Consider the following 13,574-nt stretch of genomic DNA (forward strand, 5'->3'; position numbering starts at 1 on the left):
ATTGTCATATATAAATAATTAAAGAGAATAAAATTCATTTTATTTTATATTATGTTGAATTTTATTCGAAATAAATTTATTTTTATCGCATGGTAATCGAAAACAATTTTAGTCTGGATCATACCGATCTGGCTATACTCAGGTTGATGCAGGATAATGCCCGGATCTCTAACGTTGATTTAGCTAAGGCATTGGACCTTGTTCCGTCGGCAGTGCTTGAACGGGTAAAAAAACTGGAAAGAAAAAATGTGATTATCGGATATAATGCCAAGGTGAATCCTGTTGCAGTAGATTTAAAATTACTGGCTTTTATTTCGATGAAATCATCACAAAGCTTCAGCTGCAATGATACGGCAAGTGAGCTGGCAAAAATTCCGGATGTACAGGAGGTACATGTAATTGCTGGTGATGATTGTTTCCTGGTTAAGGTAAGAACAACAGATGCTGCCTCTTTAATGGCTTTAGTGCGCCATGAGTTCAGCAAGATTCCCAATATTTTATCAATGAAAACCACTATCGTGCTGGAAACAGTGAAAGAACAACAACAACTGGTAATCCCTCAAAAATAAAAATCATGACAAATTTAAATAAAACAGCATCTCCGGTAATGGTTTACTTCGCATTTGCCATTGTTTACATCGTTTGGGGTTCTACCTATTTTTTTATTCAGAAAGCCCTGGGCGGTTTCCCGCCTTTCATTTTAGGGGTAGTCAGGTTTTTTATCGCCGGAATTTTAATGTTAGGTTGGTGCAGATTTAAGGGAGAAGATATTTTTAACCTCAAAACCATTAAAATTGCTACTGTAAGTGGTGTTTTAATGCTGGGGTTAGGAAACGGCATTGTAATCTGGGTAGAGCAGTTTATTCCAAGTGGCCTGGTTGCCATTATGGTAGCCTCGGCGGCTATATGGTTTGTAATTCTGGATAAATCGCACTGGAAAGAAAACTTGAGCAATAAATACATTGTTTCCGGCCTGATTATTGGCTTTTTAGGTGTGGTACTATTGTTTGGTAACCAGCTTTTACAGGCGCTTGATCAACCGCAGAGTAACCTTCAAATTATTGGCATGGTATTGCTGGTTTTCGGACCTGTTGCCTGGGCTGGAGGATCGCTTTATTCGAAATACCATCCCACTACCGGGAGTTCGGTTTCGGTAAATACAGGCTGGCAAATGCTAATGGCCAGTGTTGCCTTCTTGCCTGGCAGCCTGATCAAATCTGAATTTAAAACGCTTGATTGGGCAAGGATTCCGCTTGATGCATGGCTGTCTGTTATTTATCTTATTTTATTTGGCTCTATAGCTGCCTTTAGTGCGTATGTATGGTTATTAAAAGTGCGTCCGGCTACACAGGTGAGTACCTATGCTTATGTTAATCCGGTAGTGGCCGTACTGTTAAGTCTGACCTTTACCAACGAGGTAATCGGTCTTACCCAGGTGATCGGGCTCGTAATTATTTTAGGGAGTGTACTGTTAATTAACCTGCCTAAGTACAAAAATGCGTAGATTTTTACAATCGCTATTCCCATCATTCTCCTTAAGTTGAGCATGATGGGAATAAAAAAAACTGTGGAGACACTGACCCTTGCAGGCATTTCGCTATTAATGAAAAATCAGTAAGCTCCGATCGAACGGCGAAGGATTAAAATACCTTGCGCATTGTTAAATGTTTTTTACCAAAGGTTGCGCCAGTGGCTTTATGGATTGCAATCATCTGTTCATTAAAATCACCTACCCAGCTTAATTCCAGTTCTTTATATTGGTTTTTAGGTAATACATACTCACCCAGGCGGATAAAGAGGACAGATTCTAAACCATGTTTCTGGTATTTTGGCTTTGTACCCATAACAATGGCGCGCATACGCGTAACGCCTACCCAGCGCCGGTAAGCAAATTTTAATTTTTCTATCAACCCCAGCTTTCCATTAAAACCTTTTATCATCTGGTTGGCATCGGGAATCAAGACCACAAAAGAAGCCGGTTCTCCGTTAAAGTAAGCAAACTGGATCAAATGTTCATCCATAATCGGCTCCATACTTTTAAAGCTTTCTTCGAGCGTTTCTTTTTTAATCGGCACAAAGTTTTCGAAATTTTGCCAGCCATCGTTATAGATTTCCATCAAATCGTTAATGTATTTGCTGGCATTGGCCTTGCTAAAATACTCGAAGGTATAACCCGGTTTATTTCTTACCCAATTGGCAATTTTGGTAAAACGTTCGGGGAAGGGGATGGTAATATCGATATGGTTGGTTAATTGTTCGTATTGGGTAACGAAGCCATATTTTTCAAAAAGCTTATGGTAATATGGGAAATTGTAATTCATACCAAATGAAGGCGGGGTAAAGCCCTCTACCAATAAGCCCCAAAAGCTATCGTTCTCACCAAAATTAATCGGTCCGTCCATGGCTTTCATGCCATTTTCGATTAACCATGCTTTAGCCGTATCAAACAAGAGAAATGCTGCTTTTTCGTCGTCAATACATTCAAAAAAACCCATCCCGCCCGTGGGCTGCTCATAATGGTAAGCCTTTTTTTCGTTAATAAAAGCGGCAACACGTCCAATTAACTTTCCGGCATCATCTTTTAAAACCCAGCGCGTACACTTTCCGTGGCTGAAAAAAGTGTTTTTATCAGGATTAAAAACGTTTTCTACCTCACTATCAAGCGGACAGATCCAGTTTTTATCGTTCTTATAAAGTAGTTTAGGCGTATTGAGAAAGTCTTTTTTTAAAGATGGGCTATTTACTGGTAGTATTTGCATGGACAGATTTTAAAATTAAAAAGCATCCAACCAAGCGGTGGGATGCTTTTCAAATATATGTTTTTTAAATATTAATAATCGTCGTCGTCGTCGTCGAAATTATCGAAATTGTCAATATCATCTAAAGGCATGTCAAAATCATCATCGTCGTCATCCAGTTGCTTTTTTTTCGTTGTTTGAATGTCGTCATCTTCAAGATCATCATCTTCGTCTACCTGTTTCTTGGTAGTAGGCTTGGTTGGGAGTTTCTTTGGCGCTTTCATAACACAAAAATAAAAATTGCTTTTATAGTTTAAAAATACAAAAAAACTTTTTTTAATAACAAGCTGGAATCAAATAAATTAATTTATTTATTCTGCATTTTCTCCAACAGTATTTTCTTCTTTGACGATGTCTTTTAACTGAGGGAGTTGGTTCAGGTTGTTCAGGCCGAAATAATCCATAAATAAGGAGCTGGTGCTGTAAAGGATTGGCCTTCCTGGTGTTTCTGCCTTCCCATCAATGCTGATGAGTTCTTTTTCAAGCAGGCGTTGTACGGAATAATCTGAATTTACACCTCTTATCTGTTCAATTTCCAGTTTGGTAATGGGCTGCCGGTAGGCAATAATGGCCAGTGTTTCCATAGCAGCCTGGCTTAATTTCTTTTTCGACCGGTGTAACTGGAGCTGATTTACGGTTTGGTGGTAATCTTTTTTAGTAAGGAATTGATAACCGTTGTTTAAATAAACCAGTTCTATGGCAAAGTCTTCGTGGCTGTATTTTTCTTTAATCTGTTCGATGCTTTCGAATACCTGGGTTTCGATAAACTCTTCATTAAAGATCGCATTCAGGGCAAGTATGATTTCCTGTACGCCTATGCTTTGACTGGAAGAAAATACAAGGGCTTCGATGTGCCTGGTGATGTTGTGATTGGGCATATGCAAAAATAAAATTTTTGGGCATAAAAAAAGCGGTCTCGCTTTTAAAAACAAGACCGCTTTCAACACACAAATGAAACCTGAATTAAGATATAGTTTTAGGTTAGGTTATTAAATCTCTATATCAATTCTATAAGAACGTCTTTGATAAACATTATCGTTTATTTCTAACACAAGTTTAAGGCTAAAGAAGGTTCGATCAGTGTTCTATTTAGTGAGTGGTATTAATAATTGAGTAAACGGTAAAATTTCTATTTTAATGGTATGGAAATAGATACAGTGGTACCATTTATCGGGTTCTGCCTTACGTTTAAGTGTATAGGTTTTGCTCCAATCTGCCCTAAAAGGTGCAATCTTTCTTTGGTTAACTGCATACCTTTACTAATGTGGGTATCCTTTTTCTCCTTTAAAGAGTTATCAATTCCTATTCCATCGTCGATAACTTCGATATTCAAATAAAATTGATCCTGCAGTTTAATATTGATCTGAATTTCGCCGCCGGTTTCTTTTGGCATAATTCCGTGCCATATTGCATTTTCTACATAAGGCTGCAACAACATGGATGGAATAAAGGTTTCTTCTTTATCAATTTCTTCTTCAATATTAATAAGGTACTGCAGTTTATCACCAAAACGGTTTTTCTCCAGTTTTAAATAAAGGTTGAGGTATTCTAATTCTTCCTCTAAAGAGATGTAGCTTTTGGTACAGATCTCTAAGTTTTTCCTGATTAACCTGGCAAAACCCGTTAAAACTTTGTTTGCCGATGCCGTATTTTGCGTATTGATATAATGTTGAATGGAATTCATTACATTAAAAACGAAATGAGGGTTCATCATTGCCTGCAAGGCTTGTTGCTCCAACATTAAAACTTTGTTTTTCAACCGGAGTTGTTCCTGTTCTTTATCTTTCTGCTCACGGGTAATGTAAACAGCTACTTTGTAAAAAATATAGGCTACAAGCAGTATTAAAATGGATAAGAACCACAGGCTTTGCCAAAAATGCTTTTTAATGGTAAAAGAAATTTTTGCAGATTCGCCCCAATTGCCGTTTTGGCTTTTGGCACTTACCTCAAAAACGTAATCGCCAGGTTGCAGCGCAGAAAAATCTAACCGCCTGGTCCTGGTTTCTATCCAGTCTGAATTTTCGTTCAAACGGTAACGATAGGTAATATCGCTAGTCGTAAAATCAACCGCACTAAAGGTAAACAATATGGTGCTGTTGCCCGTTTCAAAGGTGAAGTTCCCCTGGTTTATTGGTAAGCGTTCATTATCCTTAATAATGGAGGTTACATAAACCTTTGGCAGGTTTTTAATAATGTTCTTATTGTTGTACTTGAATAAAACAAGCCCTTTGTTTGTGGCAAAATAAGCCGTGCTGTCATCAATAAATAAATTGTTGATATCATCGCTCAAGAGGTCTTTCCCGTAATCGAAATTAACCACGCTAGGCAAATTGGGGTAATCTGTAATTTTGTTAACCCCTTTATTCGTCAAAACCCATATTTCGTTATTTTTTACGAAAATTTTAGTACAGATATTATTGGTTAAGCCATTTTTTTGGGTAATCTGAGTGGTAATGCGGTTATGTTTATAAAAGATCAATCCATAACCATCGGTTGCCAACACAAGTGTTCCATCAGTTAATTCCTGTATATCATTTATCCTTTTGGTAAGCAACGGATGATTTTCGTAGTGTTTGATGAGTTTGCCTTTTGCAAACTGTGATAAACCGTTTACGTTCGAAAACCATAAACTGCCTTCACGATCGTAAAAAACATGGTAGGAACGATCTTTAAAAAAATCTTCCTTTTCCCTGTATTTTGCGGCATTAAACTCAAATTTGTTGCGTTTATCGGATAAGAAAACCACACCTGATGATAGGGCAAGGGCTAAATGGTTATTGTTCTCGCCAATACTGAAGTGCTTGATCACAAACATGGAGTTGTTCGATTCCTTTAAATAACTTACTTCATCATTGCCTTTGTAAATATTCTTGAAAACACCCATGCCATAATCGGAGGCAAAATAAACCGACTGATCTTTTGGATCGAATGTAATCTGTTTGATGGTTTTATACTTTTTAAAATCGTCGAGACCAACTTCATTAACCTGGTAGTTATGGATGTTCAGTATATCGATAACGGCATCGTCTGTACCCAACCACAAGCGGTTTTTGCCATCTTTGGTAATGCTTTTAATTACGTTACTGCTAAGGCCCGATTCTGCGTCGATAATGGACAAGCGGTTGTTCGCATTCGGAAGCATGTAAATCCCCTGGTTGGTGGCAAACCAAATGTTCTGGTTATTATCTTTTATTACCTGGTTAACAGCAATATCCTGTAAATATTGAACGGTTTTGCCTCTTTTATCAAGGGCAAAAGCACCATTGGCGTTTGATAACCATACTTCTTTACTGGTAACATCGTAATAAAAATAGCCCGACATATTTTTGATCAGGTTCTGTGGAATTGGGATCAGATCGTTAATGATACCATGCCTGTATTGCTTTAATCCGCCACTGTCTAAATAAAATAACGACCGGTGTGTGCTGTTAGCCGCAGTCATATAAGAAAGTGGCTGTACTTTCGATTTCACCAGGGAAAAAGTTTTTCCATTAAACCGCTGTACGCTTAGATCGCTGTACGCGAAAATATTTCCCTGCTCGTCCTCATGGATAAAAGCGTTAATAAACTTATCGTTTGGGTTAGGGGAGATATATTTTTTGATCGTTTTTCCATCCCAGCAAATGATCAGGTTGGCATTGGTGCCCAGCCAGATCCGTCCGGCTTTATCAACCAGAAAGGAAACAATTACCGTGTTGAAATTGAGTTTTTTTAACAGTTCATCGTTATCCTGGTTATAAAATTTTCCCTCTTTCAGGTAACTCAGCTGACCATTGAGTGCAAAAAACCATAAACGGCCCTCTTTGTCTTCTTTGATCTGAAGGATCTGGGTATCCGGAAGTCCATCTTCTATCGTAAAATTCTGAAAATTTGTGCCATCAAAACGGCTCAATCCGTTATCGGTTGCGATCCATATAAAACCTTTTTTATCTTGTAAGATGTAATAGCAGTTATTGCTGGCCAGCCCGTTTTTGGTATTGTAATGGGGGAGGTAAGTGGTTTGCGCAAAAAGATTTTCAGGAGAAACAATTACCAGGTTTAAAAATAAAAAAGCAATAAAAGTACGGCAGAAGCTGAACTTCGGGATAGCTTTTTGAGCCAATGGTTTCACGTTTAGCCGCAGACTAATGATCACTGTTTGCTTTGGTAAATAATTTTATTTTTTCAAAAAAATCGCTTGCTCTTCTTCTCGAAATATTAATGCTTTCGCCGTTTTTCAGGAAAACCTGTAGTCCGTTCTTCGAATTATATTCCTTTAAGTGGTTAAGATTGATGATGCTGGATTTATGGATCCTTACAAACTGATCGGTTGGCAGCAGTTCTTCAAACTCTCTTAAAACTTTAGAAACGGTAATTTTATCATGGTTGTTTAAGTGTACAATAGAATAATTACTATCTGCTTCGATATAGATAATGTCATCAATATCGATCATTTTAAAACCTTGCCCGTAGGGTAAAGTCAGCTTCCTGATTTCGGCCCTGGAGCTCAGACTGGAGACTAAATTATTGATTCTTTCGTCGTTTTCATTCTGGCCTTTAAACAGTTTAATATGTTGAAAAACCTTCTCCACAGCAGTTTTAAGTTCGTCGATATCAATTGGTTTTAAAAGATAATCGAGCGCATTGGCCTTAATCGCTTTTAGTGCATATTGATCATAAGCGGTGGTAAATATTACTGCGGCACGATGTTTTTGTGCATCGGGAATCAATTCAAATCCATTGCCTCCGGGCATGGCGATATCCAGAAAAATCAAATCAATAGGATGATGAGCCAAAATATCTTTTGCCTCGCCAACAGATCTTGCGATACCGGTAATTTCTACCTGCGGGCAGTTCTGCTGAAGTAAAAAAAATAGCGATGAGCGGGCAAATTCCTCATCATCAACAATAATGGCTTTTAATATTGTCATAGCTTAGGTTGGTGAATGTATTAAAATGGTCTTATAAAAAAAAATACAAATCAAAAAAACCGGTGTTCAAATTGTCACGTATGTATCATCAAACGAATTCAAAACCACTAAACATTAGATGAGTATGAAAAACAATGAACTAGAAACAAAAAGTGAACTTCAGGATGAAAGTTTATTTGACAAAACTGTAGGCAGGAGATCTTTTCTTCAGTATGCAGGTGCAAGCGCTGCCGGTATTGCCTTGGTAGCTGCGGGTTGTAGAAAAGATCGCGGTTACGATAATCCTGTAATGGGAGGTGCAACATTAGATTTTAAAGATGATTTCGGAGTGTTAAACTATGCATACGCTCTGGAGCAATTGGAAGCTGCATTTTATGTAAAAGTTGCTTCAGCTCCGCCTGCGAGCTTTACTGCTGCTCAAAAAGCCTATTTTCAGGATATTCAGTTCCATGAGATTGCACACAGGGAGTTTTTTAAAGCGGCCCTGGGTACAGCTGCAATAGGAAGCTTAGAGGTAAATTTCGAATCAATTGATTTCACAAGCTCTGCCAGTGTTTTAGCAACTGCAATGGCTTTTGAAGATTTAGGTGTTGCGGCTTATAATGGTGCCGGACCAAGACTTAAAAACGGGACCTTTTTATTATTAGCAGGTAAAATTGTTTCTGTTGAAGCCCGTCATGCTGCCTATGTTCGTGATTTGATTTCGAACGGATCATTTGCAGATCTTAATAGTCTTGCTTCATTGGGTGCCAATAATTCAGCCGGATTAGACGCTGCTTTAACGCCGGATAAAGTCTTAAATATTGCTAAGACTTATATCAAAACCAAAATTAATGTTACCAATCTTTAATTTTTAAAATCAGAAAATCATGAATATCGTAAATATATTAGAAGAAATTGAAAAAGTTGATGGTGAAATCTATGAGAGATTAAATCCAAGAAGAGCCGCAATGAAAAGCTTTTTCAACATCGGAAAGAAAATTTCATTAGCAGCAATGCCTTTAGCTTTAGGTTCAATGTTCCAGAAGGCTTATGGACAAACCACTTTACCTTCTGCGGTTGTTGATGTATTAAACTTCGCTTTGTCGTTAGAGTATTTAGAATATCATTTTTATAATCATACTATTGTTGGTATAACAAAGAAAAACCAAGATGGTACTACTAACAACAATGTAATCGATGTTACATTTACATTTCCTAATGCGGCCGGTTTGGCGGCTATTACCACCATTCGCGATCACGAAAAAGCACACGTTGACTTGTTAGTTGGTGCTTTGGGAAGTTCGGCCCGTGCACCTATTGCTTATGCTGATACCGATTTTAGGGCAGGAGGAGCATTTGCTACAGTATATTCAGATTATAATACCTTTTTAGCGGTAGCACAAGCTTTTGAAGATACCGGAGTGAGGGCATACAAGGGACAGGCAGCAAATTTACTGGTTAGTCCTGGCGTACTGCAAACTGCTCTTCAGATTCACTCTGTTGAGGCGCGCCATGCTTCACATATCCGTCAGATGCGTACTGCTGCAGGTTCTGCTGTTTATAAACCATGGGTTAGCCTTGGTGCTTCAGGGCAGGCAAATGATTCGGGAGTTGCTGCGGTTGATGCTGTTTACGCAGGTGAAGATCTAACTGTACAGGCAGGAGCAAATATTGTAGGTATTGGGGGGAATGCAGGTGTTACCAAAGCAGCTGCGGTAGAAAGTTTTGACGAACCTCTGGATAAAGCCAGTGTGGTAACTATTGCCAACTTATTTTTGAGAGACGGTAAGAAACTATAATCGTATATGATGATAGTTTGACATTATTGATTAGGTAATGTTTAGTTTAAGGTAGGGAAGTAGAACTTAGGTTCTACTTCCCTTTTTTTATCTGGATTTCGGGGACTGTGCGATTTTTTTCATTTTCCAGCACACATCCATCTATTTTACATCATTAATAGGTAATTACCTGCTCTTCCAGATGTTCTGGTAAATCCCTGTAATTGTATTTCTGTCCGCGTAACTGAGGCTCAAAACCAGCTGCCCTGATCGATTCCTGTATACCTTTTGCGGTAAAACGGTGTGGGGCACCTGCGGCCGAAACTACATTTTCTTCGATCATGATAGATCCAAAATCATTTGCGCCTGCATGTAAGCAAAGTTGCGCCGTTGTTTTTCCAACAGTTAACCAGCTGGCCTGGATATTTTTAATGTTTGGCAACATGATCCGGCTCAAGGCAATCATTCTGATGTATTCATCAGCGGTTACGGTATTGCTGATTCCGCGGAGCCTTTTCAATAACGTCCCATCATCCTGGAAAGGCCAGGGAATAAACGCTAAAAATCCATTTGCACCAGCGGGTTTTTCACTTTGCACCTGACGGATCCATACCAAATGCTCAAAACGTTCTTCGATGGTTTCAACATGGCCGAACATCATGGTAGCGGAGGTGGTGATATCCAATTGGTGGCAGGCACGCATCACATCCAGCCATTCCTGCCCGCCGCATTTACCCTTAGATATTAAACGCCTTACACGGTCGTTTAATATTTCGGCACCTGCACCCGGTAAAGAATCCATTCCGGCTTCTTTCAGTACTTTTAATACTTCGGTATGCGTTAAGCCTTCCAGCTTGGCCACATGAGCAATTTCAGGCGGACCTAAAGCATGGAGTTTTAAATCAGGATATAATTCTTTTAATTTTTTGAACAGATCGGCATAAAAGGCCAGGCCTAAATCGGGGTGGTGGCCGCCCTGTAACAACAATTGATCTCCACCCAAACGGAAGGTTTCTTCAATTTTAACCTTATAGGTTTCAATATCGGTAATATAACTTTCTTCGTGGCCGGGCCTGCGGAAGAAATTACAAAATTTACAATTCGCAATACAAACATTAGTGGTGTTTACATTACGGTCGATCTGCCAGGTTACTTTGCCGCTGGGCACTTGAATTTTTCTGAGTTCATTGGCCACGAACATCAGGGATGCCGTATCAGCATGATGGTATAAATGTACCCCTTCTTCGAGGCTTAAAAAATCAAAATGTAATGCCCTTTGGAGTAAATCGGCTGTATTCATAACACAAAGATAAGGAAAAGGGCGTGAAGGTTGAAGGTGTAAGGTTTAAGCTTTGTCAAAAAAAATAGCAATAAGCGGCAAGAGACAGGCAACCGGCGAATAGCGAGTAATTGCCATCATCCATTTTCCATCTTACATTATCCATCTTTTGTTATTTTACATCAGCCATTCTCCCTTAAAATAATATCTTTACGGTTCTAAAATTAGATATGGTAGATTTTAATCGTTTTACACTGGCCAACGGACTAAAGGTTTTGGTACATGAAGATGCCACAACCCCAATGGCTGTTTTAAATATTTTATATGATGTAGGGGCGCGTGATGAAGATCCCGAAAAAACCGGTTTTGCACATTTATTTGAGCATTTAATGTTTGGTGGATCGGTTAATATTCCCAGTTATGATGAACCTTTGCAAAGGGTAGGAGGCGAGAACAATGCTTTTACAAGTAATGATATCACCAATTATTACATTACGCTTCCCGCCGAAAACATCGAAACAGCATTTTGGCTGGAAAGCGACCGGATGTTAAGTTTAGCTTTTTCTGAAAAAAGTTTAGATACGCAAAGAAACGTAGTAAGCGAGGAATTTAAGCAGCGTTACCTTAACCAGCCTTATGGCGATGTGTGGTTAAAGTTGCGCCCGCTGGCTTATAAAAAGCATTCGTACCGGTGGGCTACCATTGGAAAAGAACTTTCTCATATCGAAAATGCTACAATGGATGACGTTAAAGCATTTTTTAAGAAACATTATACGCCGCAAAATGCCATTTTGGTTGTTGGCGGGAACGTGAAGACAGAAGAGGTAAAAAAACTGGCCGAAAAATGGTTTGAACCGATTCCTGCGGGTGAAAAATATATCCGCGATTTGATTCAGGAAGATCCGCAAACCGAAGCCAGACAGGAAACCGTAAAGGCAAATGTACCGCTCAACGCCATTTATATGGCTTTTAAAATGCCTGGGCGTTTAAATGAAGATTATTATGCTTTCGACCTTTTATCAGATATTTTATCGCGCGGACAATCTTCCCGTTTGTATAACAGCCTGTTAAAGGAACAGCAGCTTTTTAGCGATATCAATGCCTATATTTCGAGCAGTTTAGACCCAGGTTTGTTTATTGTTGAAGGTAAATTGGTAGAGGGTGTGGCAATCGAAACGGCAGAAAAGGCCATCTGGGCTGAACTGGAAAAGTTAAAGACTGAACTGGTTTCTGAAACCGAATTGACCAAGGTGAAGAACAAGGTAGAATCGGTACTTGTATTTTCAGAGATGGGCCTGCTGGATAAAGCAATGAACCTGGCATACTATGAATTACTCGGTGATGCCGCTTTATTGAATCAAGAAACGGGAGCATTTTTAAAGGTTAGTGCAGAAGATATCAAAAGGATATCAAACGAAACTTTTAACCCAAACTCATCATCAACTTTATATTATTTAACCGAAAAGAATGCTTAACCGACAACAGCCACCTGATTTTAAGCAGGTATCGACTATAAATTTTATCCAGCCCGAAAAAAAAGTATTAGATAATGGTGTCCCCGTTTTTACGATTTATTCCGGAGAGCAGGACCTTGTGCGCATCGAGTTTATTTTTGAAAACGTAAACTGGAAACTCGAAAAACCTTTACAGGCGATAGCGGTGAATTCGCTGATCAATAATGGAACCATTAAATTAACGGCAAAGGAAATAGCAGAACAGATTGATTTTTACGGTGCATTTTTTCAAACTGAATATGTGCAGGATCAATCGTTGGTAACACTTTATACATTAAATAAACATTTGCACTCGGTACTGCCGATCGTAAAAGATGTTTTATCTGCCAGCCAGTTCCCACAGCACGAACTTGATATCTACATCCAGAACCAGAAGCAAAAACTGCAGGTAAACCTGAAAAAGAACGATGTTCTTTCAAGAAAGGAGTTTGCTCATGCTTTATTTGGTAATACGGCCTATGGCGTAAATATAAAAGCTGAGCATTACGATGCTTTAAAGCGAGAAGACCTGATCGAATATTTTAAAGCGGCTTATGCGCCAAACAACTGCACTATTGTAGTTTCCGGAAAATTTAACGATGCCGGTTTTAATCTGCTGAATGATGCTTTTGGAAAGGATTGGGAAAAAAGTAATGCGGTAAAAAACAGTTTTAATTTCAGCACTAAGGATAAAAAGAATATTTATATCGAAAAACCAGAGGCCTTACAATCTGCGATCAGGATTGGCCAACTGGCGATTAACCGTAAACACGAAGATTTTTCTGGACTCCAGATTTTAAATACGGTTTTGGGTGGTTACTTTGGATCGCGTTTGATGAACAACATTCGTGAAGATAAGGGCTATACTTACGGCATTGGTTCGGGTATTTCATCATTGCAACAGGCAGGTTATCTTTTTATTGCTACAGAAGTGGGTGCTGATGTTTGCCCGGCAGCCCTGCAAGAGATTTATAAGGAAATAGATATTCTTAAAAATGAACGGATAGGAGAAGAAGAGCTTAACCTGGTACGGAACTATATGCTGGGCTCGATGCTGGGCAGTTTGGAAAATGTATTTTCGCATGCCGATAAGTTTAAAAATATTTACTTCTCTGGCCTGGATTACTCGTATTATACCCACTATATCGAAACCGTGAAAAGTATTACCGCTGAAGAATTATTGACACTGGCCAATAAATACTTTACCACAGAAAACTTTACTGAAGTGGTTATCGGGAGGAAATAAATTTTAATTGTTCTCTAGAGAGCGTCATTTCGAGCGGAATGCAACGAAGTCGAGAAATCTACCGAGATAGATCTCTCCATTTCACTGC

At 38.9% G+C, this 13,574-nt stretch carries 12 protein-coding genes; 6 read left to right on the plus strand and 6 right to left on the minus strand.

From position 1 onward, the window contains the following. The first annotated feature begins 89 nt into the window (after positions 1 to 89). Positions 90 to 569 (plus strand): Lrp/AsnC family transcriptional regulator, encoded by a 480-nt coding sequence (locus tag GGQ60_RS02480; protein WP_183759810.1) that lies wholly within the window; start codon positions 90 to 92, stop codon positions 567 to 569. A 5-nt stretch (positions 570 to 574) separates the two neighbouring features. Then, on the plus strand, positions 575 to 1,504 hold the full coding sequence (locus tag GGQ60_RS02485) for an EamA family transporter (RefSeq protein WP_221235859.1): 930 nt from the start codon (positions 575 to 577) through the stop codon (positions 1,502 to 1,504). 136 nt (positions 1,505 to 1,640) lie between these two features. Here GGQ60_RS02485 and GGQ60_RS02490 read toward each other — a convergent pair whose 3' ends face one another. The 5 genes from GGQ60_RS02490 to GGQ60_RS02510 all read right to left on the minus strand — a co-directional run bounded on the left by GGQ60_RS02490 (position 1,641) and on the right by GGQ60_RS02510 (position 7,708). Next, the gene (locus tag GGQ60_RS02490) at positions 1,641 to 2,759 is read right to left on the minus strand and encodes a GNAT family N-acetyltransferase (RefSeq protein WP_183759811.1); all 1,119 of its coding nucleotides are present in this window, start codon (positions 2,757 to 2,759) and stop codon (positions 1,641 to 1,643) included. A gap of 71 nt (positions 2,760 to 2,830) precedes the next feature. Then, complete coding sequence (locus tag GGQ60_RS02495) at positions 2,831 to 3,022, minus strand: hypothetical protein (protein WP_183759812.1); 192 nt, start codon at positions 3,020 to 3,022, stop codon at positions 2,831 to 2,833. A gap of 87 nt (positions 3,023 to 3,109) precedes the next feature. After that, positions 3,110 to 3,676: an SMC-Scp complex subunit ScpB gene (gene scpB, locus GGQ60_RS02500; protein WP_183759813.1), complete on the minus strand. Its 567-nt coding sequence runs from the start codon at positions 3,674 to 3,676 to the stop codon at positions 3,110 to 3,112. A gap of 251 nt (positions 3,677 to 3,927) precedes the next feature. Beyond that, positions 3,928 to 6,909 carry a ligand-binding sensor domain-containing protein gene (locus tag GGQ60_RS02505; protein ID WP_311634554.1) on the minus strand — a complete coding sequence of 994 codons (2,982 nt, stop codon included), beginning with the start codon at positions 6,907 to 6,909 and terminating at the stop codon, positions 3,928 to 3,930. Positions 6,910 to 6,922: 13 nt separating this feature from the next. Then, complete coding sequence (locus GGQ60_RS02510) at positions 6,923 to 7,708, minus strand: LytR/AlgR family response regulator transcription factor (protein WP_183759815.1); 786 nt, start codon at positions 7,706 to 7,708, stop codon at positions 6,923 to 6,925. A 124-nt stretch (positions 7,709 to 7,832) separates the two neighbouring features. Between GGQ60_RS02510 and GGQ60_RS02515 the strand changes: the two genes are divergently transcribed. After that, on the plus strand, positions 7,833 to 8,558 hold the full coding sequence (locus GGQ60_RS02515; protein ID WP_183759816.1) for a ferritin-like domain-containing protein: 726 nt from the start codon (positions 7,833 to 7,835) through the stop codon (positions 8,556 to 8,558). A gap of 19 nt (positions 8,559 to 8,577) precedes the next feature. Continuing rightward, positions 8,578 to 9,489 (plus strand): ferritin-like domain-containing protein, encoded by a 912-nt coding sequence (locus tag GGQ60_RS02520; RefSeq protein ID WP_183759817.1) that lies wholly within the window; start codon positions 8,578 to 8,580, stop codon positions 9,487 to 9,489. Between the two features lie 154 nt (positions 9,490 to 9,643). Here the strand turns inward: GGQ60_RS02520 and GGQ60_RS02525 are convergent, their stop codons facing one another. Further along, positions 9,644 to 10,768: a CofH family radical SAM protein gene (locus GGQ60_RS02525; RefSeq protein WP_183759818.1), complete on the minus strand. Its 1,125-nt coding sequence runs from the start codon at positions 10,766 to 10,768 to the stop codon at positions 9,644 to 9,646. 209 nt (positions 10,769 to 10,977) lie between these two features. On the opposite strand from GGQ60_RS02525, the gene GGQ60_RS02530 reads away from it, so the two are divergent. Both GGQ60_RS02530 and GGQ60_RS02535 read left to right on the plus strand, forming a co-directional pair. After that, a complete protein-coding gene (locus tag GGQ60_RS02530; protein WP_183759819.1) occupies positions 10,978 to 12,222 on the plus strand; it encodes a M16 family metallopeptidase in 1,245 nt (414 codons plus the stop codon). Beyond that, on the plus strand, positions 12,215 to 13,486 hold the full coding sequence (locus GGQ60_RS02535; RefSeq protein ID WP_183759820.1) for a M16 family metallopeptidase: 1,272 nt from the start codon (positions 12,215 to 12,217) through the stop codon (positions 13,484 to 13,486). The genes GGQ60_RS02530 and GGQ60_RS02535 overlap by 8 nt, the downstream gene beginning before the upstream one ends. The last annotated feature ends 88 nt before the right edge of the window (positions 13,487 to 13,574 follow it).

Source organism: Pedobacter zeae (assembly GCF_014196715.1).
In the GTDB taxonomy this organism is placed as follows: Bacteria; Bacteroidota; Bacteroidia; order Sphingobacteriales; family Sphingobacteriaceae; genus Pedobacter; species Pedobacter zeae.